The sequence below is a fragment of the Bradyrhizobium sp. MOS003 genome, assembly GCF_003020125.1.
GTDB lineage: Bacteria > Pseudomonadota > Alphaproteobacteria > Rhizobiales > Xanthobacteraceae > Bradyrhizobium.
This window is the reverse complement of record NZ_PYFW01000009.1, coordinates 111,976-135,041: the sequence shown is the minus strand read 5'-3', so window position 1 is coordinate 135,041 and position 23,066 is coordinate 111,976. Positions and strand designations below refer to the sequence as shown.

General features: G+C 58.2%; 17 protein-coding genes. 13 read left to right on the top strand and 4 right to left on the bottom strand.

Annotated elements, in window-relative coordinates; genetic code table 11:
• Window positions 1–3 precede the first annotated feature (3 nt).
• From C7G42_RS29290 to C7G42_RS29260, 7 genes are all read left to right on the top strand, one after another.
• Window positions 4–1,479: an oligosaccharide flippase family protein gene (locus C7G42_RS29290; protein WP_199581205.1), complete on the top strand. Its 1,476-nt coding sequence runs from the start codon at window positions 4–6 to the stop codon at window positions 1,477–1,479.
• Window positions 1,480–1,512: 33 nt separating this feature from the next.
• Complete coding sequence (locus tag C7G42_RS29285) at window positions 1,513–2,031, top strand: acyltransferase (RefSeq protein ID WP_106952385.1); 519 nt, start codon at window positions 1,513–1,515, stop codon at window positions 2,029–2,031.
• Window positions 2,032–2,127: 96 nt separating this feature from the next.
• On the top strand, window positions 2,128–3,306 hold the full coding sequence (locus tag C7G42_RS29280; protein WP_106952384.1) for a DegT/DnrJ/EryC1/StrS family aminotransferase: 1,179 nt from the start codon (window positions 2,128–2,130) through the stop codon (window positions 3,304–3,306).
• Window positions 3,303–4,304 (top strand): NAD-dependent epimerase/dehydratase family protein, encoded by a 1,002-nt coding sequence (locus tag C7G42_RS29275; protein WP_106952383.1) that lies wholly within the window; start codon window positions 3,303–3,305, stop codon window positions 4,302–4,304. Before C7G42_RS29280 ends, C7G42_RS29275 begins: the two co-directional genes overlap by 4 nt.
• Complete coding sequence (locus tag C7G42_RS29270) at window positions 4,244–5,440, top strand: DegT/DnrJ/EryC1/StrS family aminotransferase (RefSeq protein ID WP_106952382.1); 1,197 nt, start codon at window positions 4,244–4,246, stop codon at window positions 5,438–5,440. The genes C7G42_RS29275 and C7G42_RS29270 overlap by 61 nt, the downstream gene beginning before the upstream one ends.
• Window positions 5,437–6,927 (top strand): class I SAM-dependent methyltransferase, encoded by a 1,491-nt coding sequence (locus C7G42_RS29265; RefSeq protein WP_106952381.1) that lies wholly within the window; start codon window positions 5,437–5,439, stop codon window positions 6,925–6,927. Before C7G42_RS29270 ends, C7G42_RS29265 begins: the two co-directional genes overlap by 4 nt.
• Window positions 6,924–7,679, top strand: coding sequence for a class I SAM-dependent methyltransferase (locus tag C7G42_RS29260; protein ID WP_245428039.1), 756 nt, complete (start codon window positions 6,924–6,926; stop codon window positions 7,677–7,679). The genes C7G42_RS29265 and C7G42_RS29260 overlap by 4 nt, the downstream gene beginning before the upstream one ends.
• 66 nt (window positions 7,680–7,745) lie before the next feature.
• Here C7G42_RS29260 and C7G42_RS29255 read toward each other — a convergent pair whose 3' ends face one another.
• Window positions 7,746–9,212, bottom strand: coding sequence for a glycosyltransferase family 4 protein (locus tag C7G42_RS29255; protein ID WP_106952380.1), 1,467 nt, complete (start codon window positions 9,210–9,212; stop codon window positions 7,746–7,748).
• 173 nt (window positions 9,213–9,385) lie between these two features.
• Between C7G42_RS29255 and C7G42_RS29250 the strand changes: the two genes are divergently transcribed.
• Window positions 9,386–10,363, top strand: a complete 978-nt coding sequence (locus tag C7G42_RS29250; RefSeq protein WP_106952379.1) for a glycosyltransferase family 2 protein — start codon at window positions 9,386–9,388, stop codon at window positions 10,361–10,363.
• Between the two features lie 107 nt (window positions 10,364–10,470).
• Here the strand turns inward: C7G42_RS29250 and C7G42_RS29245 are convergent, their stop codons facing one another.
• Both C7G42_RS29245 and C7G42_RS29240 read right to left on the bottom strand, forming a co-directional pair.
• A complete protein-coding gene (locus tag C7G42_RS29245; protein ID WP_106952378.1) occupies window positions 10,471–11,742 on the bottom strand; it encodes an O-antigen ligase family protein in 1,272 nt (423 codons plus the stop codon).
• Window positions 11,739–12,530, bottom strand: coding sequence for an FkbM family methyltransferase (locus C7G42_RS29240; protein WP_106952377.1), 792 nt, complete (start codon window positions 12,528–12,530; stop codon window positions 11,739–11,741). The genes C7G42_RS29245 and C7G42_RS29240 overlap by 4 nt, the downstream gene beginning before the upstream one ends.
• 143 nt (window positions 12,531–12,673) lie before the next feature.
• On the opposite strand from C7G42_RS29240, the gene C7G42_RS29235 reads away from it, so the two are divergent.
• Complete coding sequence (locus tag C7G42_RS29235) at window positions 12,674–13,759, top strand: glycosyltransferase family 2 protein (protein ID WP_106952376.1); 1,086 nt, start codon at window positions 12,674–12,676, stop codon at window positions 13,757–13,759.
• Window positions 13,760–13,786: 27 nt separating this feature from the next.
• On the top strand, window positions 13,787–14,623 hold the full coding sequence (locus C7G42_RS29230; protein ID WP_106952375.1) for a right-handed parallel beta-helix repeat-containing protein: 837 nt from the start codon (window positions 13,787–13,789) through the stop codon (window positions 14,621–14,623).
• A 25-nt stretch (window positions 14,624–14,648) separates the two neighbouring features.
• Here C7G42_RS29230 and C7G42_RS29225 read toward each other — a convergent pair whose 3' ends face one another.
• Window positions 14,649–15,611 carry a class I SAM-dependent methyltransferase gene (locus tag C7G42_RS29225; RefSeq protein WP_106952374.1) on the bottom strand — a complete coding sequence of 321 codons (963 nt, stop codon included), beginning with the start codon at window positions 15,609–15,611 and terminating at the stop codon, window positions 14,649–14,651.
• 1,101 nt (window positions 15,612–16,712) lie between these two features.
• On the opposite strand from C7G42_RS29225, the gene C7G42_RS29215 reads away from it, so the two are divergent.
• The 3 genes from C7G42_RS29215 to C7G42_RS29205 all read left to right on the top strand — a co-directional run bounded on the left by C7G42_RS29215 (window position 16,713) and on the right by C7G42_RS29205 (window position 22,532).
• Window positions 16,713–19,196: an Ig-like domain-containing protein gene (locus tag C7G42_RS29215; protein WP_245428037.1), complete on the top strand. Its 2,484-nt coding sequence runs from the start codon at window positions 16,713–16,715 to the stop codon at window positions 19,194–19,196.
• A gap of 94 nt (window positions 19,197–19,290) precedes the next feature.
• Window positions 19,291–21,222, top strand: a complete 1,932-nt coding sequence (locus C7G42_RS29210; protein ID WP_283809868.1) for a type I secretion system permease/ATPase — start codon at window positions 19,291–19,293, stop codon at window positions 21,220–21,222.
• A complete protein-coding gene (locus C7G42_RS29205) occupies window positions 21,219–22,532 on the top strand; it encodes an HlyD family type I secretion periplasmic adaptor subunit (RefSeq protein WP_106952372.1) in 1,314 nt (437 codons plus the stop codon). The genes C7G42_RS29210 and C7G42_RS29205 overlap by 4 nt, the downstream gene beginning before the upstream one ends.
• Window positions 22,533–23,066 lie beyond the last annotated feature (534 nt).

The following is a 23,066-nucleotide window of genomic DNA, read 5'->3' as shown; positions in this document are numbered from 1 at the left end:
GCAATGAACTCAGTACAGCGTTCAGTCTTGTTTTCTGCGGTGGACCGGTATGCGAGTCTTGTGCTGTTCCTTGTCTCGACCGCAGTACTTTCGCGTCTGCTGGCGCCGGGCGAGTTCGGGGTCTTCGCGGTTGTCAATGCGCTCACCGCCGTGATCGCGGCCGCTTTTCAAGAATTTGGAGGCGCGAATTACCTGATTCAGAAACGTGAGCTATCGCGCGGGACTATCCGCACAGCGTTCACTATCACCTGGGCGATCTCACTGGCAGTTGCGCTGATCCTGTTGGCCTTGGCCGACGTCATATCGCAACTGTTTGGGCAGGACAGTCTGAGGCGAGGTATCGAGGTTTCTGCGCTCAACCTTCTCCTTCTACCGGTCTCCGGAACGTTGGCCGCCTTGTTTCGCCGTGACATGCAGTTCGGGACGCTCGCGATCTGCAATCTTGCAAGCAACACGACGATCGCGCTGGTTTCGATCGGACTGGCGGTAATGAACTTCAGCTACATGGCTCCGATCTGGGGGGGGGTGGCAGGGAGCATGGTTCTCACGGCCATTCTGTTGAACTCGTATCGGGATTTCAGCGTGTTACGTCCTTCGCTGTCCGAATACCGAGACGTCCTTCGGTTCGGTCTCTTTTCCAGCGGCGTCAGCGCCATCAATATCTTCTACAACTTTGCACCCCAGCTCTTTCTTGCGAGAATTCTCGATTTTGCGTCTGTCGGTCTCTATAGCCGGGCGATGATCCTGACCCAGGTGTTCGACAGGCTCGTCACGCAGGTGCTGAATCCGATCATCATGCCGGAGATCGTGACGAGGCGTGCAGCCGGGGCGGACCTGAAGGGCGTATATCTTGACGCGGTCCAACTGCTTTCCGCCGTGCAGTGGCCATTCCTCACGTTCATAGCGATTATGGCAAGACCGATCGTTTTGCTCTGGCTGGGTGAAGCGTGGCTGGAAGTCGTGCCGTTAGTGCGAATCCTTTGCCTTGCAAATCTGGCGCTGTTCGCTGCGTGTCTGACGTATCCTGTATTCGTGGCAGTTGGTCGCGTGCGCGACGCGCTTGTCTCGTCCTTCATCTCGTTGCCGCCATCGCTCCTTGCCCTCCTGGGTGCGTCCTTTCTTGGCGTGGAGGCAGTCGCAGCGTGCGCCTTGCTGACGTTGCCATTCCAAGCAGCAGTGGCGATATACTATCTCAGTCCGCATCTGGCGCTGCGGCCGGGCGAATTTTTCCGTGCCCTGCTGAAAAGCGGTGTCGTCACGATGGCGACCGCCTCGGGCGCAGCCACCTGTGCGGTGTTGATCGGGACGGGAACTCTTAATCTCATGGTAGGGCTTATGTCAGCGTTGGTGGTCGCCGCCTTCTGCTGGTTGTGGGGACTGATCGCGACAAGGCATCCTCTGTTGCAGCACCTTCGTCAAGCGGCAGCAGGTCTTGCCGAGATGGCGCCCCGGTTGCTTCCGTCACGCCCGGTACTGTGAAGGCTTGCCTGACTGTAGAGACGAGGAACTGACATGCCAATAAAGGACACCGAGCTTGGCCGCGATGTCCGCATTCTGCATCCTGACCTGGTCAACCTGTATGGTTGCGCCGTCGGTGACGAGAGCAGGATCGGAACCTTTGTCGAGATCCAGGCTGGGGCAAAGATAGGTGCGCGTTGCAAGATATCGTCGCACAGCTTCATCTGCGAGGGCGTCACAATCGAGGACGAAGTGTTCGTCGGGCATGGCGTGATGTTCACGAACGACAAATTTCCGAAGGCAACAACCGCGGATGGTCGTCCTCAGCAAGCGTCAGACTGGACACTGCAGCGCACTCATGTCGGCAAGGGAGCCTCCATCGGCTCGAACGCCACTATTCTGTGCGGTGTAACGATCGGTGCGGGTGCCGCCGTAGGCGCGGGTGCGGTGGTGACGAAGGACGTTCCGCCCGGCGTCATCGTCGCCGGAGTGCCCGCTCGGGTTCTGTCCGGAACTGAAAACACCGTTCTGGGCGATCGAAGCTCGTCAGTCTCGCTCCATAAACCATTTTAAATCGAGAGATATATGTCGTATAATTTAATGCTTGATTAAATTGAATAGTGAGAGTTAATTTGTTTTATAATTTTCTCCAATCCAAGGTCTTGAATCTTGATCCCCTTCCTGGATTTGAAAGCCCAATATAGCCAGATCAAGCCGGAAATCGACGCCGCCGTAGCGAGGGTCGTCAGCAGCGGGCACTTTGTGCTCGGGCCGGAGGTGACGGCCTTCGAGGGGCGCTTTGCGGATTATTGCCGGACTGCCCATTGCCGCGCGGTGAACACCGGCACTTCGGCGCTTCACCTTGCCTTGCTTGCAGCGGGCGTCGGTCCCGGTGACGAAGTCATCACGGTATCCATGACGTTCGTCGCGACAACCGCGGCCATTCTCTACAGCGGCGCCAGGCCGGTGTTTGTCGACGTCGACCCGGTAACGTGGACGATGGATCCCGGCTTGATTGAAGCTGCCATAACGCCGCGGACCAAAGCGATCCTGCCGGTTCACCTCCACGGGTTGATGGCCGACATGGATCCGATAATGGCGATCGCACGCCGTCACGGTCTGGTCGTCATCGAGGACGCCGCGCAGGCGCACGGCGCGGAATACCGGGGACGCCGCGCAGGCTCGATTGGCGATCTGGGATGCTTCAGCTTCTACCCCGGCAAGAACCTTGGAGCGTTTGGCGAGGGTGGGGCGGTCGTAACCGATCGGCCTGACTTCGCGCGACACGTGTCACTACTGCGGGATTGGGGGCAGGAGGCGAAATACGACCACGTCATCCCCGGATACAACTATCGCATGGACGAGATTCAAAGCGCGATACTGAACGTCAAGATGGACTACATCGAGCGTTGGACGGAAGCGCGTCGGTCGCTCGCTGAGCGATACCATGCACTGCTATCCGATCTCCCATTCGCGCGTCCCCAGCCGCCCCGCCACGCCCGTCACGTGTATCACGTCTATGCGATCAGACTGCAGCGGCGCGACGACGCGCTGACCCTATTGCGTGATGCCGGCATTGGAGCCGGGATCCACTATCCCGTTCCGGTGCATCTGCAAAGAGCCTATGCCGAGCTCGGTTATCGTGCCGGTGATCTCCCCGTCACTGAGATGCTTGCGAACGAGTTCCTCTCTCTTCCCATCTATCCGGAGATGCTGCCGGAACAGGCGATCGAAGTTGTCGCTACATTGAGGAACGGGGCGGTCCTGCGGCCCAGCGACGCCTTCAGCGACCGGGCGGAGCATCCACAAAGCGTCATGACATGGTTCCACAACAGGAGAGCGTCTTGATTGATCTCAAGGGAAAGCGCGTTCTGGTCACCGGCGGGGCCGGATTCATTGGCTCCCACATCGTTGATCAGCTCTGCGACGAGGGCTGTATCGAGATTGTTGCCATAGACAACATGATCCGAGGCCGGCCGGAAAATCTCCGGCGCGCGCTCGGGCGCGGGCCGGTGAGATTGGTTCACGGCGACATACGCGATCGCAAGCTGATGGAAGCGCTCGTCAAGGCGGCCGATATCGTCTTTCACCAGGCCGCACTCCGCATCACTCACTGTGCAGCCGAACCACGCCTCGCCAAGGAAGTCATGGTGGATGCCACCTATGACCTGCTGGAGCTGTGCATCAAGCACGATATCGAGAAGATCATCGCAGCGTCCTCGGCATCTGTATACGGCATGGCCGAGGAGTTTCCGACGACCGAGCGGCAGAATTCGTACAATAACCGAACGCTCTATGGGGCCGCCAAGGCGTTTAACGAAGGGCTCCTGCGGGCCTTCAACGATGTAAGCGGCCTCGACTATGTGGCATTCCGATATTTCAACGTCTACGGCAGCCGGATGGATATCCACGGACGGTATACCGAGGTCTTGATCCGCTGGATGGAGCGCTTGGAAGCCGGAGTGCCGCCCATTATCTTTGGTGATGGCCGTCAGACCATGGATTTCGTCCACGTCCGCGACATCGCGCGTGCCAACATCCTTGGAGCCAGGGCAAAGGTTACTGATGAGGTCTTCAACGTCGGGAGCGGCACTGAAACCAGCCTGACCGAGCTGGCGACGGTGCTTGCGTCCGTGATGGGACACCGTGGCTTGACACCCCAATTCGCGCCGGAGCGCTCGGTCAATCCGGTGCCGCGACGGCTGGCTTCGACGGGCAAGGCAGAGCGTTTGCTGGGTTTCCGCACCACGGTCTCGCTTGAGCAGGGGCTCGCCGATCTCGTGAAATGGTGGCGATCCGAACGCGACCTCGGTTCGGACCGCCAGCGACAGGCGGCGGCATCGTGATTCCGATCGCTCTGCCGCTGCTTGCGGACGAAGAAGCTGACGCTGCGCGCGCGGTCGTGCTGTCGGGCTGGGTGTCGCAAGGTCCGCAGGTGGCGGCGTTCGAGCGCGAGTTCGCTGCACTTGTTGGCGCGCCGCACGCCTGTGCCGTCTCCAACTGTACGACTGCCCTGCAACTCGCCCTGACAGCGTTGGATATCGGCGCCGGCGCCGAGGTGATCACGGTCAGCCATTCCTTCATTGCGACCGCGAACGTCATCAGACATCAGGGCGCCACTCCGGTTTTTGTCGATATCGATCCCGAGACATACAATTTGGATTGCGCTCGGCTGGAGGAGGCCATCACCGAGCGCACGCGCGCGATCATCGCGGTCCATCAGATGGGCATGCCGTGTGATATGGCAGCGCTCATGGCTATAGCGCGCCGCCACGGGATCGCCGTGATCGAGGACGCGGCCTGTGCCGCCGGATCGCAGATCCGGATAGACGGGGAATGGGAGCCGATCGGCAAGCCGCGTGGAGACATTGCGTGCTTTTCCTTTCATCCGCGAAAGGTGATCACGACCGGTGAGGGTGGAATGCTCACCACCGCGGATGCGGGGCTCGATCGTAAATTCAAGCTGCTGCGCCAGCACGGCATGAGCGTTCCGGATACGGTGCGTCACAACTCGTCGTCTGTGATCTTCGAGGAGTACGTCGTTCTCGGCTACAATTACCGAATGACCGATATGCAGGCTGCAATTGGGCGCAGACAGCTCGAGCGACTTCCAGAACTGGTAGCACGCCGACGAGCGGTCGCCGCTAAATATGCCGAACAGCTCGGCAATCTGGAAGGCCTGCGGTTACCAACCGAGCCGGCGTGGGCCCGATCCAACTGGCAGAGCTATTGCGTGCGTCTCCCTGATCGCCTCGACCAACGCATCGTTATGCAACATCTCCTCGATAAGGGCATTGCGACCCGCCGCGGTATCATGTGCGCCCACCGTGAGCAGCCCTATTCGAGCCACCCCCAGGGGCAGGATCTGCGTCAATCCGAACTCGCCCAGGATTGGTCGATTTTGCTGCCCATTTATGCGCAGATGGACGCGGAGGATACTTTGAGGGTGGCTGCTGCGGTGCGGGCAGAGTTGGACCGATGATCTCGAGGATCGCCGATCAAAAGGCATTGCGGCTTTTGGTCGTGATCGCGAGCTATGGGACTGCCAATAACACCTACCTGGATCGAGTGATTAAGGAATACCAGTCCATGTCGTTCGACGTGGACGTCATAATCATCTCCAACATTGACAAGAAGCCGGCAGCAGGCATCCAGTGTGTCGTTGGCCTTCCCAATAAGAATCCCTGGTCGCTTCCCTTCGCGCACAAGGAGTTATTTGCAGCGCGGGTTGATCAGTATGACCTGTTCATCTATTCCGAAGACGATATCCTGATAACGGAAAGGAACATCCGAGCTTTTCTGGACGTGACTTCAGTCTTGAATGAGGACGAAGTTGCCGGATTAATGCTCGTCGAGAAAGCGTCAAACGGCGAACTGAATTATCCGCAGGCCCATGGCTCTTTCCACTGGGACTGCACGTCGGTAAAGATCAGGGGAAATTACTACCTTGCTCATTTTACCAACGAGCATGCCGCCAGCTATGTGCTCACCCGGCAGCAGCTTGTGAGAGCAATTGCGTCCGGCGGGTTTGTGGTCGGACCTCACCAAGGCAAGTACGACCTGCCGTGCACTGCTGCGACTGATCCATACACGCAGTGCGGTTTCAAGAAGTTGATACCGATCTCCAATATCGATGACTTCTCAGCTCACCATTTACCGAACAAGTATATCAACCGGCTCGGCGTCGATCGCCAACAATTGGACGCACAACTATCCGTCCTGATGCAGATCGCGCGTGAGGGAAACAACGCGGTTCCGCTATTCAGCGTCGAGACTAGGCTCTGGCATAGCATGTATTCGAAGGATTATTACGAGCCGGCCAGGGAGGAAGTGCTGTCCGGCGTACCGAAGAACGCTGCCGTACTATCGATTGGATCCTGCTCCGCCGCAAACGAGCGGCGACTGCTGGAGAGGGGAAACCGCGTGGTGGCTGTTCCCCTCGACCCCGTTGTGGGCAACGGCCTGGCCCAGCTCGGGGCTGAGGTGGTGTTAGGGGACGTCTTGACGGCGAGAGCAAAGATTGCAGCAGAGCGGTTCAACCGGCTGCTTTTCGTCGATGTTTTGCAATTCGTTCGTGATCCGGCACATCTGCTTAGGCTATTTGTCGATCTCCTGGCTCCGGACGGAAGGGTGATCATAAGCGCGCCAAATCGACCGTCGCTTCGTTATGCCTGGGAATGCGCGAAGACCAGCAACGTCTTTCAGCGCTGGGGGAGCTTCGAGGCTGTAGGGATCCACAATACCACAATCGGAAAAATTCAAGGTTGGTGTGCGCGGGCCGGTCTAGCGATCGAGAAGATCGAAAGGCGCGCTCCCCATCGAAGCGGTCCGATGTTGCAACTCCTGTCTCCCATACTTGCGCCCGACCTTGTTGTAACCGCCACAAGGCGTGAATCGCTGAAGCCGTTTGCTCGCGAAAATCACGGAATGGAGCAAATGGAGGTTTCCAGAGGGAGCGTCGTTCAATGAGCTTGGAAGCCTCCAGAAGAATTGAAATCGGCGAAATGCAGGGACGCGTTGGTGTTGCGCAGGGCTCGGCTGCGAAAAATTACTATAGCCGCTCTCGCCGCGAGATACGGTCGTTGCTGCCTAGCCGCGCCTCTCGGATACTTGAAGTGGGACCTGGCGCAGGCTTCACTCTGATGTGGCTTAAGTCGATCTACCCCGCTGCCACAACATGCGGAGTCGAGCTCAATCCAGCACTCGAGGCCGACCTGCAAGAGCATGCCGATGTCGCGATTATCGGAGACATCGACCATTTGATATCACGGGTGGCTAGCAAGTTTGACCTGATCTTGTTGCTTGATGTCCTTGAGCATGTCCCGGATCCAACTCGTACGCTTCAGGCTATCACCAGAAATCTGCTCATGGATGGTGGGCGCGTGATTGTTTCTGTTCCGAACATCGCGCATCTGAGCGTGACCCTTCCGCTGCTTTTCCAGCGTCGATTTGAATACGCAGATTCGGGAATTCTTGACCGCACCCATTTGAAGTTCTTTGTCGAGGACACCGCCGTTAAGCTTCTCAATGATACAAATCTGATCGTCAAAGATGGTCTGATCACAGGCCTTGAAGGTCCAAAATCCAAGATATTGGATGGACTTACCCTTGGATTCCTGACCCATCACCTGGCAAAGCAATACATTATGGCGGGTGAGCCGACTGGTGAACGTACCGCGCAGCCGAAGATCAATTGGAAGAAGAGCCGGCTGATCAGCTAGCAGGGCGATGACTGCGAGGCGAACCGCTCGAGTCCCGGAAGCGCTCGATACTCGTCGGGGCGTCGACTACGGGCGACCACAATCCGCGAATTCACTCTTGACCATAGATCGTGAAATCGCCTGAAGAAGGATCTCCGCATGCCGCTTGGAACATATGACAGGATCGAAGCGGCTTTTTGAATCCGCAGACAGTTGTCCGCGTACCCCTGACCAGTACTCTCGGTGTGCGACGACTGACTTCATAGCGGAGACGAGTTCATCCTTATTTTTTTGTGGCTGAAATCGCATTAGACTCGAGCTGTGCCAATTTGCGCTTTCGGGATCGCCAACCGGGTTCGCCACAACGAATCCGCGGCTGCCGTCCATACCGAGTTGTTCACGCGCGCCGCCGACGTCACTCACAATTGTGGGCAGCCCCGCGCTTAAGGCTTCCATGGAAGCCAATGACCAGCCCTCGAAAAAGGAGTTCAGAACAAAGCAATCAGCGGCGGCCAGCAGGATGGACGGATCTGGAAACGAGTGCCGGAGGTGAATTCGCTCTTTGCAAGGCATCGTGTCGCGAAGCGTACGCACTTGACGCGTGTATACAGCATCGTCCAAGCGACCGGCAATCAGCAGCTGCGCCTTTTGATCATCCTTTGCGAATTCGGAAAATGCCCGTACCAGGCCGTATGCATTCTTCTGAACCGTGTGACGACCGAGCGAGAGAAAAAGAAATTCGTCATTGAGGCCTAGCCAGGCGCGGGCTCTTGGCCGGTTCACAAGGGGGCGGTGTGTCTGGTTGAACGCATTGGGGATGGTGATAACCGCGCTATCAGAATAGGACGGATTGCCCGACAGGTACTGACGCCTCACGAGCTCGCTTACCGCGACAAAGCAGGTAACGAATTTCGATCTCTGGCGCTCCTCCCTCCAATTCGTGCTGATGGGAGTTGGAATGCCGTGGAGCGTTTCCACGATCGGAACGCGGGCGTCACTAGCCGCCTGCAAGAGCCAGCCGGGCGGATCGTGCGCGCTGACGACGTCAGGACGGTTCGTTTCCATCCATAGGCAAGCGTCGCTTGGCGAGGCGGCAATAACCGCTGTGCCTTCCCTCTGCAAGGCCGTGAACAGTTGTCCGACGGGTGCCGACGATGAATGTGCGCACATAACCGTAATGCGAAATCCGAAGTGGGGCAGGCGCCGTGCAAGAAAGGCGACGAATTCATCAAGGCCCCCGGCGTCGAGCACTGGAGTGACGATGAGGCAATGTACACTGCCTGGCGAGACAAGAAATTCGCTTGGGTTCGACACGCTGCTGGTCGGAATCGAGGCGGGTGCCGCCCGTGCATGCGGCGCGACCGTCGCATCGTATGGCATGAGCGGCTTCGACCAGTCGTCGACAATGTCGTCGCTTCCGGAGGCCAACTGACTGCTAATGAACAGTTTCTTTGCGATGCGTCTAACGCTTCCTGGCAGCCGCCAGGAGTTTCGCTGTGCCCAAAGTGTCGCACGTCCTCGTAAAGAAAGGTCGTTTTGGCTGAGACCCGTCATGCGTCAAATGCCGCCCGTCTGGATTTATAGAGGCCGATAAGTAGCACAAAAATTAAATATTAAACATATGTTGCGCAGAGCAAAAAATCCAATTAAATAGATGGCATTATCTTTGCCGCCATCTGATGAACGGTTGATCTGCAGTGGATAAGCGACATTGGAACGGACGCGCCGTGAGTTCCGTCGATGCAATCATTCCCTGTTATCAGTATGGGCATTTCCTCAAGGACTGCGTCGACAGCCTATTGAAGCAATGCGGACCCGAGTTGCGGGTGCTCATCATTGATGATGCGTCGACAGACAATACGGCCCAGGTTGCGCAAGAACTGGTTCGGTCTGATCCTCGGGTTGAGTTTCACAGGCATTCTGCCAATAAAGGCCACATCGCCACCTTCAATGAGGGGATCGCCTGGGCCGCTGCAGACTACATGATCTTGCTGTCCGCGGACGATTACTTGATGCCCGGCGCGATTGAGAGGGCGACGAGACTGATGGATGAGAACCCCTCCGTCAGCCTCACGTTTGGCGGCGCGGTCGCACTTTATCAAGGTCGCGAGGAGATCGTGGCATCGCCTCCGGAACTTGGGACTGGTACAAAGATACTGTCCGGCCGAGATTTCATTAAAATCGGGGGCGCCAGAAATATAGTGGTGGCACCGAGCGTGATTGTGCGAACGAGCCTGCAGAAGAAAGTGGGAGGATACTTACCGGATTTGACGCACAGCGGTGACATGGAGATGTGGTTGCGGTTCGCAGCGCATGGTCCTGTCGGCTTTATCGATGCGATCCAGGCTGTGTATCGACGACATTCAGCCAACATGTCAGGCGGATATTCGGCAGAGCAGGACTTCCTTCAACGCAAGCTGGCGTTTGAGCATTTCCTGGATAGCTGCCCTCCGGTGCTTCCAGACGTCAACGATCTCCGGTCCTGGTTGATGGGCCATTTGGCGCTCGACGCGATCAGTTGCGCGAGCCGAGCCTTCAATGACGGAGACGTTGAATTATCGGAACGCCTCTCGTCCATTGCGTCGAAGCTGGACCCCAAGGTCACGAGATCGCGTCGTTGGTGGCTTCTCGCCTGCAAACGGCAGCTGGGATCGCGCGGATGGCAATTGCTGCGGCCGGCCATCGAGCGGCTAAGGACGCCGTAATCGGCTCTGAGGCTTCCTGGCTGCTTTACCACGACGTTTCGGCGCTGACGGGAATTGCTCGTGGTGCCGCGCCTAAAAAAGCCTCGCGTTTGGACCGGCTGGCAGGGCTAGACCTGATACATCGAGTACTCCCGCAGCGACGCCCTAATGCCGATGCATACTCCCCAAAATATCCAGAGGTAATTCCAATAGTGGACCGTCAGCCCGGTAAACATGAGCATCACTACTGCGACGGTGAACGCGATGCGCAGACCTGGCGCGCTGGGATCCTCCGTTACGTCCGTGAAGCGACTTTTCGTCGGCAGGAGGCTCGCAATGTTTGCCAAAACAAGAAGGACAATCATAGGAAGTCCGAACCGAAGCGAAAACACCAGCCACACAGAGTCGATGGTGGTATCGAGAATGTCGTGATTGAGCGGGCCGAATGCGTATCCGGTGAAAGGAGATTCCATAATCTTTTGTGTAGCTGCGTCCCAGATCAACATTCGAAAGTATCCTGACACCGGATCGAAGGTCAGGTGGGAGATGATCCAGCCAAGCGGGTGATTGGCCACGGCCATGATTACGACAACGATCGTAACAAGACACACCTGCAGCACGCGCCATCGTCCAGGGAATTCTTTCAGTGCCGTATTATAAAGGTAGAGCATCAGGACAATGAGACACGACAATAGGGGCGCGGAGGACAACGACAAGAGGCAGCCGAAAATACAAACACTCGCCCAAAGCATCCTTGACAACGGGCGTTGCTCCGAAAACAGGAAGATGCTGCAAGCGACAGTGCAGTAGGTGCCCAATAGAATTGGGTGGTCAAACGTCGAGGCAGCTCTTACCCAGTACAGCCTGAAGTCGGGCGAGAGCAGCGCAGAGCTACCGAAAGCGGCGGAAAACGTTTCTTGAACAATGAGCCGGCCCGAAAGGTTATCGAAAAGCGCCAGCAGGACGATGTAAGCTGTCACAATCTTGAATGGCTGAATAAAGCCGTAAATTGCTGCCGGTCCGAAGAAAAATCCGCGCGCTACAAGGTAACCGCCCAGAAACTCGAGGCTCTCGGCGCCGGTCGATGAGATCGCACTCGGCCCGCTCGTGTAGTAGGCGGCTGCGAACATCCATGCTGCGACGGCACATGCAACATAGTCAGAGGCGAGTGTGTGACGACCTGCCCTGGCTAGTCTTGCCACCGCAGGCACTATGAGAAGCAGGATACCGATCCGACCTATCGTCAATTTCGCGTCGGCGAGGTAGAGTTGGACTTGTGCTGCTGGCAGAATGAGTCCGATCAGCAGCAGCCAAGCCGGCAGCGTACTGCATCGCTCAGCGGCTCTTGGCAAAGCCGTACTTGTCAGGCCGTACTCGCCGCCTGCAACCGTGACGCTCATGAGAGAACCGCCTTGCTCGGTGACCCAGCTTCGACCTGAACGCGGCGGCTTTGATCGTCAGTCAAATACCACGTGAAAGTGACTGAACGCGGCGCCAGTCCCCTCACGAAACGTCCGTTCTGAAAGATGTACGGCCTATAGCCGATGTCGGAAACGAACTCCGAAATCTCGTCCGATGCAAAGGCACACATCAGTGCTGGCTTGTGCCGCCTCAGCGTCTGCTCCGACCCTTGCAGGATCTCCAACTCGGCCCCCTGAGCGTGCACCTTGATCAGGGAGGGCGACACGGCAAAGGAATCGAGCGTGCGACATTCGATCCTGTGTTCGCCCACGGATAACTTGGACTGATCGAAACGGTACATGCGGCCGGAATCACTCAGCCACTCGGTCGCCGCCTTGCGGGAGGTCGCCGCCATACCATCGCATGCCCACCAGCCGTATGAGGGAACGAAGAATGTAATGGTGCCCGGCTTGGCCCCTAGAGCGCAGGCCAATATCGAGACGGACCGATCTCCGGAGAACCGGATTTTGAGCCGCTCGGCCGAGAGAGGTTCGGGTTCGAAGGCGACGATGCTCGATTGCGGCCTGAACCTCTTAAACGCGTGAATGCTCTGTCCGCGGTTCGCCCCGATGTCGATGATCAAACCATCAGCCCTCGCGGTCCACGTGGCACCCCTGTACTCGGGTTTTGCAAGGTATGAGGCCGCCGCATCCTTGAATGCAAACCGCGCGGCGGCAACGCCAGGGATGTTCGCATATGCGAAACGGGCAAAAGGCTTCAGATTCATGACGATAGGACCTTGCCGCGGCAGAGGTTACGAGTGGGCATTAAATAAGTTGAGATTAAACCAAATAAATCAGATTGCAACGTGGACCATTTAAAGTTACGAGAACATATATTATCTATCAGGATAGTCGGAGCGGAAGCCCCATGACGGCCGGCTTGAAGGCTAGCGAAACGGACGGTTCGTGCGGGCTGGCGGAAAACCTCGTTTCCGAGGTCGCGGTGCTCATCGTCGGCTATCGCAACTCACAGGACATTGTTGATTGTCTGCTGGCGTTGTCGCGGGCGACAGTTTCGCCGGCTTTCGACATCTTCATATGCGAGAATGGCGGTGATGATGCGTATCACCGCCTTGTTGGCGCCCTGATCGGCGAGGGAGGCCCTTGCCTGCGGGGCCAATCTTCTGGGACCGGGATAGATTGCAACACCAGCCGGTTTACCGACGTTCAGCGCCTGGCTCTGCGAGCGAGGTCGTCAAATGTGTGGGTTGCCTGCGCCTCCGACAACCTGGGCTATGCAGGCGGGATTAACGCGTGGTTGCGCCCCCTCTCTGCGATACCCACCTGGCGGGCCGTCTGGATCTTGAATCCGGACACCCAACCGACCGAGTCTGCGCTGGCGGCGCTACACCAACGGGCGGAGTCCGGCCGGAAAGCGATGGTGGGCAGCACTATTCTCGACAGCTTGGACGCAGACCACGTGAGATTTCGCGGCGGACTTTCCTGGCAGAAGCTGGCGGCGCGAGATGTTGCCATCGGCCTGGGAGAACTTCTCAACGTGTCCTGCAACATTGCCGCCGTTGAACACGCGATGGATAGTCCTTCGGGGGCATCGATGTACGTGACCCGCTGGTGCATCGAGCGGATCGGGCTGATGGATGAAAGCTATTTTCTGTTTTATGAGGATATGGATTGGGGGCTTCGGGCGAGACACTTGGGGCTCGGCTATGCGGTCGACTCGATCGTCGTTCACAAGCGAGGTACGACGACGGGATCAGCCAAAGGTTCATCGGCCATACCAATGCTCTCCGTCTATCTCCAGCACCGCAATTGCGTTCGCTTTGTGCGACGGCATTTTCCGTGGTCGGTGCCCCTGAGAGTTGCGGTTTCTCTGATGTATGCGCTCAGGTTCTTGCTCCAGGGAGCGCCAAACAACAGTCGCGCAGCGGTCGAAGGACTTGTCGCCGGTTTGAAAGGCGAGATGGGTCGGCCGAAGGAGCGGATGGCCCAATAGCGAACGCAAGTCGGGGTTCACTTCCAGATGCGGCAGTTGGTCTTCATTCAGGCGCTTCTATTGTTTGTGTTAGCAAGCCCCGAACCAAGTGGAGTTGTTGCGCGCGCAGCCGAGAGCGAGCAGATTTCCAGGTCCGAGTGGCCCAACGAAACGAATACGGGAGTGAGCCCGAGTGCCAAGTTGACGCCTTCTGGCGACCTCGTGGCAGATCAGGCCGGCATGACTATTTCGGGACTCGATATTAGAGGTCGCGTCTACATCAAGGCACCGAACGTTACCTTGACAGACTCCAGGGTGACTTCTGCATCATTTTACATCGTGAGAATTGAGCCGGGGGTGACTGGCACAGTGATCAAGAACTGTGAGATCAACGGCGTTGGCTCAGGCAACGATGGTTCCTACGGCATAGTCGGCCAGGGGACTTTTGTCGCAAACAACATCTACAAGGTCGAAAACGGAATTGGTGTGTCAGGGTCTGATACGCTCATCCAGGACAACTACATTCACGATCTTCTTGCGTCCGGTTCTCCGCATTACGATGGCATTTCGATAGATGGCGGCAACTCCAACATCGTTATCAAGCATAACACGGTCATCAACACGCACACGCAGACGTCGGCGGTCATGATCGACAATTATTTCGGACCGATCTCGAATGTTGAAGTCGACAGCAACCTGCTGATGGGCGGCGGATATACGGTTTACAGCTCTGCGCAATTCAATGGCGGAACGGTTGGTGGGGTTTCCTTTACGAATAACCGGATGGGCAAAGGAAAGTGGGGCTACAGTTCAATTGTGAAGAACGTCCCGGTCTGGCGGGAGAATGTCGATCACGCCTCAGGCCGCCTTGTTGGCCCGAGGTAAATCATCGGTTGGCCGGGTCTCTAGTCTATTTCACTCGCCGGAACCAGAATGAACCTGGCTCCCGCCAAGGTTCGCGCATCAGAACCGGACATGCGTTGTTCAGCCTGTCTCTGTGGGAACGGGCAAGCCAATTGACTGCGCCGATGATCTCGAAATGTACGTTGAAGCTCAGGAAGGCCTCGAGAAGATATTGTTCATTCCACAGCCAGCGGTCGCGAAGCAGCCATTGAGCGGGATAATCGTGCGGCGTGAAGACGTCGTGGACATGGACGATCACATTGGGGCGGAGGAGACCGAGCACGTGTAGGTATTCGTGCAGAACGTCGCCCTGCGGCCGAATGATGTGGGAGGAGTCGATGAAGAGAATGTCGTTCTCGCTCAGCGTCTCAAACAGGCTGTCGGGACAACACTCGATCTTCTTCCTTAGGACCGTCACGCCGGCCGATTCGAGCCATGGTTGCTCAAACGGTTCAATGCAGATTTGCTCACAGTCGTATTGTGGATTGTCCCTCTTGTTCGCCTCTATCGCCAGGCGAGCCATGAGAGTCGAATTCCCACTGCCGACCTCGATGATCCGCTTGGGTTGGAAGTGTCGTATCATATTGTAAAGAAATTCGGCATCTCCAGGCTCGAACGAACCATTGTGGTATCCGAATTCGCCGGGTCCTTTCTGAATGGTTGGAATTTCGAGTAGTTCATCCCGGTAGTTAAATTGCTCGGCCAACTCAAGCTGTGCCGCTTCGTTCAAGTTCAGCCCGGCAATTTGCCTCGGAAGAGAGAGATCGCGCTTCAGGTCCGCCGCAAAAAGGATGGGCTCGTAGTAGTGATGCCGCACAATGGCGAACTGAAACCTGTCGCAGACAAACCTCGACAAGCGAGCTCTATCACGAAGGCCGCTCACGAGGACTGCAAACGGAGCAAAGAGCAAAACGACCGGAGCCAAAATCAGATCAAGTATTCTGTAAACAGATTTGCGGAAAAAGTGCATGGACAATCACTTCCGATCTGAATGAAGAAAAACGAGGGTTGTCGGCGTCTAACAGCGCTCCACTTTATGCACGGGAATATTGTGACCCATTGCCATTCCGCCGTCCAGACCAGAACCACCCATACGGAGCGCGTCCGGGCTCTAAAAGCCGTCCGTGCTCTTCGCAAGGCGGAAACCACATACGGCTCGGGCCGGTTCGATACCATATTGGCTCTGGTGTTGGTCGCGATGTCGTTCACTGAGGAATAGCGGACCAATTCTTGATCGTCGAATTGCTTCAGGCGGCGCGGCTGCGGATTGACGTCAGTAGCGGGTGGGCAGGAGCGCTGTGGCGGCCGACGTTCCAGAGGGCCGCGTCGGTAGAGGAAGGGCGGCATCTTCAGCGAGGCCTTGCCGGGACATCGCGGTGAGCCAGCCTAGCGTGCAGCTCAGAGGCGCGAGAACTTCGCTCGCACCTGATAACGAAAGGCCACGGCTACGCGATAGGATTGGCCCGCAACATCAGGCACTCAAAAGAGCTCCTTCGAACGCTTTCGACCGCCGCTTCTCTCATGAATGTTGCCAGCGGACGCGCAGTACGTAGCCGAGCTTTGCTGGCGAGATCGCACGACGTCCGTCAGATCGAGAGGGTCGATCCCATGCCATTCGTGCTCAGGCGTTCTGGCAGCGGGTTTTGCTGCAGTCGTATATTATTTATTGCCAATTAAATCGAGTAAAATGCCCAGTGGCCTCGCCAGTGGTGGAGAGGCGTCCAATGCTGCCGACTCCTGCGAGGATTGAGATGAATAAGTTCATGGTGTGCTCTGGCGGCAACGCGCGAATGCTCGAATCTGTGGCAGCTTATATGGCGGAAGTTTCTTCGCTTTTTTTTAATCGCGATTGAATTTGGCCGAGCGATGCACCCAGAAAATGACCCTAGTCGCGCCCCCATCTCGTCCCAAAAAAGCCCCCGCCGATGGAGCATGACACAGGCCATGGCGCACCTATTGGGATGATCGCGCCTACGTGCACTGCACGTTTCTATTTAACTTCGAAGGAGAACACATTTTGGCAACGACGACTGCGTGGCCTGATGCTACGAACACTGGAGTGTCGGCGGGCGTGACCCTCACTCCTTACTACGGGGATCTCGTTATCAATACAGCGGGAGCCGTGATCAGCGGCCTCGACATCCATGGATCGGTCTTCATCAACGCTCCGAATGTCACCTTGGAGAACTGCAAGGTCACGACGGAAGCGTTCTACGCCGTGAGGGTTGCGGCTGGCGTTACCGGAGCGGTGGTCCAGCACAATGAGATCAATGGCGTCGGCTCGGGCAATGACGGCGACTATGGAATCATGGGGCAAGGGAAGTTCATCGCCAACAACATCTACAATGTCGAAAATGGGATCGGGGTTGATGGAGGGAATACCCTCATCCAGGACAACTACATCCACGACATGATCGCGTCGGGATCTCCGCACTACGACGGTATCTCGATCGACGGGAAGAACTCCAATATCACGATCACCCACAACACGGTCATCAATGACCATACCCAAACTGCGGCGATCATGATCGACAACTACTTCGGGCCCGTCTCGAACGTAACCGTCGACAACAATTTGCTGTACGGTGGTGGCTACAACATCTACAGCTCGGCCCAGTTCGACGGCGGATCCGTCACGGGTGTGTCGGTCACGAACAATCATATGGGCGGAGGTTATTGGGGCCCGACCGCATTCACCGGCAACAACCCGGTTTACACCGGCAACGTCGATGACAGTGCGGCCGTAGTCGCGACGCTCAACACGTCGGCGAACCACGGCAACACGGGCGGGTCGGCGCCAGCCGCACCAGACGCTCCCGTCATAGCCTCGTTCTCGACCGATAGCGGCACCGCTGGCGACAAGATCACCAACGACAATGCCATCGAGCTCAAGGGGTCCGCTGCTGCCGGCAGCACGGTCAAGTTCTACGACGGTACGACCCAGATCGGTTCGACGACTGCGGATTCAAGCGGCAACTGGGACTACATCACAAAGATCCTGACTGACGCCAAGCATACGCTCACCGCAACGGCGACCAGCGCGTCGGGGCTGACCAGCGCGGCGTCGGTTGCGTTGGCAGTCACCGTCGACACCAAAGCGCCGACTGCGCCGACCATTGCTAGCAATACGGTGAACAGTGCCAATCAGGTGGTGATGTCGGGCAGTGCCGAAGCGAGCAGCGTCGTAAAGGTGTTCGACGGCACGACCCAGATCGGGACCGCGACCGCCAACAGCAGTGGCGTGTGGAACTATACCACCAGCGGCCTTGCGGCCGGTTCGCACAGCCTCACCGCGAAGGCGATGGATGCGGCAGGTAACACCAGCACGGCGTCCACCGTGGCCACGGCCAGCATCAGCACCGGCACCTCGGCGCCGACCACACCGACGTCGCCGACTTCCGGTACGGTAGTCGAGTCCGCTGGTGCGACCGCTCTCGTTCAAAGCGGCGGCAAATATTATCTCAACGGCAGCACCGGAACGGGCCCCACGCTGAAGGATAGCGGCGCGGATTTCGTGAAAGGGTCAGATGGCACCTGGGCACCGATTGCTGCGGAGAAGACGGCGACTGGGTATGAGGTTGTCTGGAAGGAGGCCAGCACCGGTCAGTACACGGCCTGGAATACCGACAGCAACGGCAACTACGTGTCCCATGTCAGCAGCCTGACCGGCTCCGCGTGGGGCGGTTCGGTGTCGGGTACGGACTCTGGCGTTAAGTCGCTTGAGACGACCTTCCATCAGGATCTCAATGGCGACGGGCAGATCGGTACGTCCACTGCAACCACACCGACTTCGCCGACGTCGCCAACCACACCGACTTCGCCGAGTGCTGGAACGCAAATCGAGTCGGCTGGCGTGACAACCCTCGTTGAGAACGGTGGCAAATATTTCCTCAACGACAGCACCGGATCGGGCCCCACGCTGAAGAATAAGGGCGCGGATTTTGTGGACGGGTCAGATCACACCTGGGCACCGATTGCTGCTGAGAAGACGGGGACCGGCTATCAGGTTGTCTGGAAGGAAGCGAGCACCGGTCAGTACACGGCCTGGAACACCGACAGCAACGGAAACTACGTTTCCCACGTCAGCAGCCTAAGCGGTTCCTCGTCGGGCGGCTCCGTGTCGGGTACGAGCTCTGGCCTTAAATCGCTCGAGACGAGCTTCCATCAGGATCTCAACGGTGACGGGCAGATCGGTACTTCCACCGTAGCTACGTCGTCCACGAGCACCAGTCAGGTCGTTGCTACTTCGAGCTCGACAAGCAGCAACACACAGACGAGCACTTCAGGCAATGACGTGCTCGTTGGCACCAGCAAGGCCGACACGTTCTCGTTTGCCGCGAATTTCGGCAACGATGTCGTCAAGGGCTTCGTTGCCAGCGGACCTGCTCACGACACGATCGATTTTAGCAAGACCGTGTTCGACAGTTTCGCGAGCGTTCTCTCCCACGCGACCCAATCCGGCGGCGACGTCGTGATCTCGACGGGGAGCGACACGCTCACGCTGAAGAACATCAAGCTCGACTCGTTGACCAGCCACGACTTCCACTTCGCGTAGGGGACGGGGTAACCACACAGAGCAGTACTCAACAACTGCCTTGGGGATCTCTTGGGGGATCTTCCGATAAAGGCATGGTTCAAAGGCGGCACCCATGATTGACTTTGGACGGCGGGGGGGATCCCCCCCGCCTGCGGATCTATATCGAATCTCTCTTGTGCACATATCGGGACTCTGGTCCCTCGGTCGGCAGTGGGCGGAAGACGTCGAAGTGCGGACGCCGCAACTGATCGCTTGGGCAAAGCGCCCGGTCGAAGCGCTGCGGCAACGGATATTCGCTGGTCGCCCCCGGCCGGCGGAGGATCATGACGAGTCTCAGTCAGAGCTGACGGCTTTCCTGCGGTCTTGCCGCCGGATTTTTTGGGCTCTCGCGGCCTTCAGCGGGATGAGCAATCTCCTGATGCTCACCGGCTCGTTCTTCATGCTGCAGGTCTATGATCGAGTGCTGCCCGGTCGCAGCATACCGACTCTGATCGCCTTGATGGTTCTGGCGACGGTGCTTTACCTGTTTCAGGGTGGGCTGGACCTTGTCCGGAACAGGATCAGTGCCCGCGTCGGCCGGTATTTCGATGAAAGGCTCAGCCTGCGCATATTCGACGCGCTTGTTCGTCTGCCTCTCAAGACCAGGGCCGATGGCGATGGCTTGCAGCCGGTGCGGGACCTCGATCAGGTCCGCAGCTTCCTGTCGAGCGGAGGGCCGACGGCGCTGTTTGATCTGCCTTGGATGCCGATCTATCTCGGCGTCTGCTTCCTCTTTCACTTCTGGATTGGCGTCACTGCGCTGGCCGGCGCGCTGGTGCTGGTCGGCATTACGCTGCTCACGGAAACGCGCACCCGAGGGCCGGCAAAGGCGTCCTCGCGCCTGGCTGTTTCACGAACCGCCCTGGTTATCGAGGGGCGGCGAAATGCCGAAGTCCTGCAGGCCATGGGCATGCGGCAACAGGCGGCTTTCCGTTGGCGGGATGTCAACGCGAAGTACCTCGCAGCCCATGAGCGGGCCAGCGATGTCGCAAACGGGCTCGGCGGAGCCTCCAAGATTTTCCGGTCGATCCTGCAATCGCTGGTTCTCGCAGTTGGCGCCGTCCTCGTCATCAACCAGGAATCGACCGCCGGCATCATCATTGCCGGATCGATCCTCACCGCGCGGGCACTGGCGCCCGTCGAAATGGCCATTGCGAACTGGAAAGGCTTCGTAGCCGCGCGGCAATCGGGGAAACGGCTCGATCACCTGCTGAAACTTCTGCCTCACGAGGAGGAGCGGTTGGCTTTGCCCACGCCTGCCGAAAGCCTCTCCGTCGAGCATCTCTATGTCGGCGCCCCCAATTCCGAGAGACCCACCCTCAGCGAAGTGTCGTTCCAACTGCGGAGCGGGCAGGCGGTTGGCATCATCGGCCCGAGTGGATCCGGCAAGTCGACGTTGGCTCGTGCACTGGTGGGTGTGTGGCCGTGCATTCGAGGCAGGATCCGGCTTGACAACGCGGCCCTCGATCACTGGTCTTCGGATGCCCTCGGCAAGCACATCGGTTATCTGCCCCAGGACGTCGAATTGTTCGACGGTAGCATCGCAATGAACATTGCGCGGTTCGACCCGCAGGCGACGGCGGCTGCTGTTTTGGAAGCCTCGCATGCCGCGGGCGCGCACGACCTCATCCTGTCCCTTCCGGACGGTTACAGCACGAAGATTGGCGAGGGAGGGTTGGCGCTGTCGGCGGGTCAGCGGCAGCGTATCGGGCTCGCACGCGCCTTTTACGGCAAGCCCTTCCTGGTCGTACTTGATGAGCCCTCTTCCAATCTCGACGCCGAGGGTGAGGAGGCCTTGACCGAGGCGATCATGAACGTGCGCCGCCGGGGTGGGATTGTCGCGATTGTCGCGCATCGTCCGAAGGCGCTGGAAGGTGTGGACCATGTCTTGTGCCTCGGCGAGGGCAGGGTCCAGTCCTTCGGCAAGAGAGAGGAGGTTCTTAAGAAAGTGTTGCGTAATCCAGTACCGCTCAAGGTCGTCGATGCTCACGGAGGCGGCCGATGAATAGCGAGGTAGCGCCAGCGCTGCAATCCATCCAGCGTTACATGATAGTAGGTATGATCATGCTCGCTTTGGTAACTTTCGGGGTCGGCGGCTGGGCGACAACGACCCAATTGTCCGGCGCGGTGATCGCCCAAGGCACGGTCGTGGTGGATTCGAGCGTCAAGAAGGTCCAGCACGCCACAGGCGGGATCGTGGGAGAGTTGCGCGTACGCCAAGGCGACCGGGTCAAGGCAGGCGACATTTTGATCCGCCTCGACGAGACTCAGACGCTCGCGAACGCGACGATCGTCACAAACAGCATCGATGAGCTGTTCGCACGGCAGGCTCGTCTCGAGGCCGAGCGCGACAGCGCCGACCAGGTTGTGTTTCCCAAGGTGCTGCTCGATCGGGCCAAGGAGAGCAACTCCGAGGCGAATCGTGCAATCACCGCGGAGCGGAAGTTGTTCGACCTCCGTCGCCAGGCGAGAAGCGGCCAAAAAGCGCAGTTGCAGGAGAGAAGCGCGCAACTCGAAAACGAGATCAAGGGCTATACGGGGCAGACCGAGGCCAAGCAGAAGGAAGTCGAATTTATCCGCCAGGAGCTGGAAGGCGTGCGCAGTCTCTGGCAAAAAAATCTGGTGCCGATCACGCGGCTAAATGCCCTCGAACGCGATGCCGCGCGCATCGAGGGCGAGCGCAGCCAGCTCGCCGGCATGATCGCTCAGTCGAAGGGCAAGATCTCTGAAATCGGACTCCAGGTCATTCAGGTCGACCAGGACCTGCGGACCGAAGTCGGCAAGGACCTGATCGAAACGCGCTCGAAACTTTCCGAACTGAGCGAGCGCAAGACTGCTGCCGTTGATCAGCTGAATCGGGTCGATATCAGGGCTCCGCAATCCGGCCGTGTCCATGAGCTGAACGTCCATACAGTCGGCGGTGTCATCTCGCCCGGCGAGCAGATCATGCTGATCGTACCTGATGCGGATTCGCTCGCGATCGAGGTCAAGATCGCGCCGCGCGATATCGACCAGCTCTATGTGGGGCAGACCGCGACCATGCGGTTCGCAGCGTTCAACCAGAAGACCACGCCCGAAATCGACGGAGAGGTCAGCATGGTCTCGGCAGACATTACACAGGATCAGCGTGCTGGCACGAGCTACTACACGGGCCGCGTCCTGCTGAGGCCGGAAGAGCTGGCGAAGCTCGGGTCGGCCAAGCTGCTGCCCGGCATGCCGGTCGAGGTCTTCATCAAGACGGCCGGTCGGACAGCGCTGTCCTACCTGCTCAAGCCGCTGCACGATCAGGCGGAGCGCGCGTTCAAGGAGCGCTGAGTCGGCGCACGATCGCGGTTGGCGCTCGACTGCACGCATTCGGGACCGGCGCCCGTTCCGTGGGCGTCGGTGTTGCGCCCAGCCTCTGAAAGCCTCTGAAAGCACGGCTGGGCGGCCGGCAACATCGGCAGCCGACGTGCCCGGCCGCGAGCGCGCGTCTCAAACCGGAACGGCTTCTGCAGTCTGGTTTGAAGGAGAAGGATCCACCGCCGCATTCTGGTGAGATCAGCGCGCCGCAAGAGATCTGGTGGGACGAACGTGACGCGGTCGCCCCACCTCCTGGTCAATCGTAGTAAATCGCGTGCCTTTCGACGGATTGACCGTGTTAGGTGCCTGTTGCCCTTGGGCGAGGCTACGGGTCGATCGAACGACCGTCTGCTCAGCACATCCTTCCGCTTGGCGTACAAGGTCATCGCGGCAACGAAGCCAAGTATTGCAACTTCAGCTCCCAGAATGACGAGTAGCTCGACTGGCATGTGAGACAATCCTGCCCGAGGAAGCTCTGTCCAACGATTTGGCCCCGGTGAATAATTA

Bases quoted from the DNA above. Each gene is read 5' to 3' on its own strand.
- C7G42_RS29290 (WP_199581205.1), top strand. From the start codon at position 4: ATGAACTCAGTACAGCGTTCAGTCTTGTTTTCTGCGGTGGACCGGTAT.
- C7G42_RS29285 (WP_106952385.1), top strand. From the start codon at position 1,513: ATGCCAATAAAGGACACCGAGCTTGGCCGCGATGTCCGCATTCTGCAT.
- C7G42_RS29270 (WP_106952382.1), top strand. From the start codon at position 4,244: ATGGTGGCGATCCGAACGCGACCTCGGTTCGGACCGCCAGCGACAGGC.
- C7G42_RS29265 (WP_106952381.1), top strand. From the start codon at position 5,437: ATGATCTCGAGGATCGCCGATCAAAAGGCATTGCGGCTTTTGGTCGTG.
- C7G42_RS29260 (WP_245428039.1), top strand. From the start codon at position 6,924: ATGAGCTTGGAAGCCTCCAGAAGAATTGAAATCGGCGAAATGCAGGGA.
- C7G42_RS29255 (WP_106952380.1), bottom strand. From the start codon at position 9,212: ATGACGGGTCTCAGCCAAAACGACCTTTCTTTACGAGGACGTGCGACA.
- C7G42_RS29245 (WP_106952378.1), bottom strand. From the start codon at position 11,742: ATGAGCGTCACGGTTGCAGGCGGCGAGTACGGCCTGACAAGTACGGCT.
- C7G42_RS29240 (WP_106952377.1), bottom strand. From the start codon at position 12,530: ATGAATCTGAAGCCTTTTGCCCGTTTCGCATATGCGAACATCCCTGGC.
- C7G42_RS29235 (WP_106952376.1), top strand. From the start codon at position 12,674: ATGACGGCCGGCTTGAAGGCTAGCGAAACGGACGGTTCGTGCGGGCTG.
- C7G42_RS29230 (WP_106952375.1), top strand. From the start codon at position 13,787: ATGCGGCAGTTGGTCTTCATTCAGGCGCTTCTATTGTTTGTGTTAGCA.
- C7G42_RS29225 (WP_106952374.1), bottom strand. From the start codon at position 15,611: ATGCACTTTTTCCGCAAATCTGTTTACAGAATACTTGATCTGATTTTG.
- C7G42_RS29210 (WP_283809868.1), top strand. From the start codon at position 19,291: ATGATTGACTTTGGACGGCGGGGGGGATCCCCCCCGCCTGCGGATCTA.
- C7G42_RS29205 (WP_106952372.1), top strand. From the start codon at position 21,219: ATGAATAGCGAGGTAGCGCCAGCGCTGCAATCCATCCAGCGTTACATG.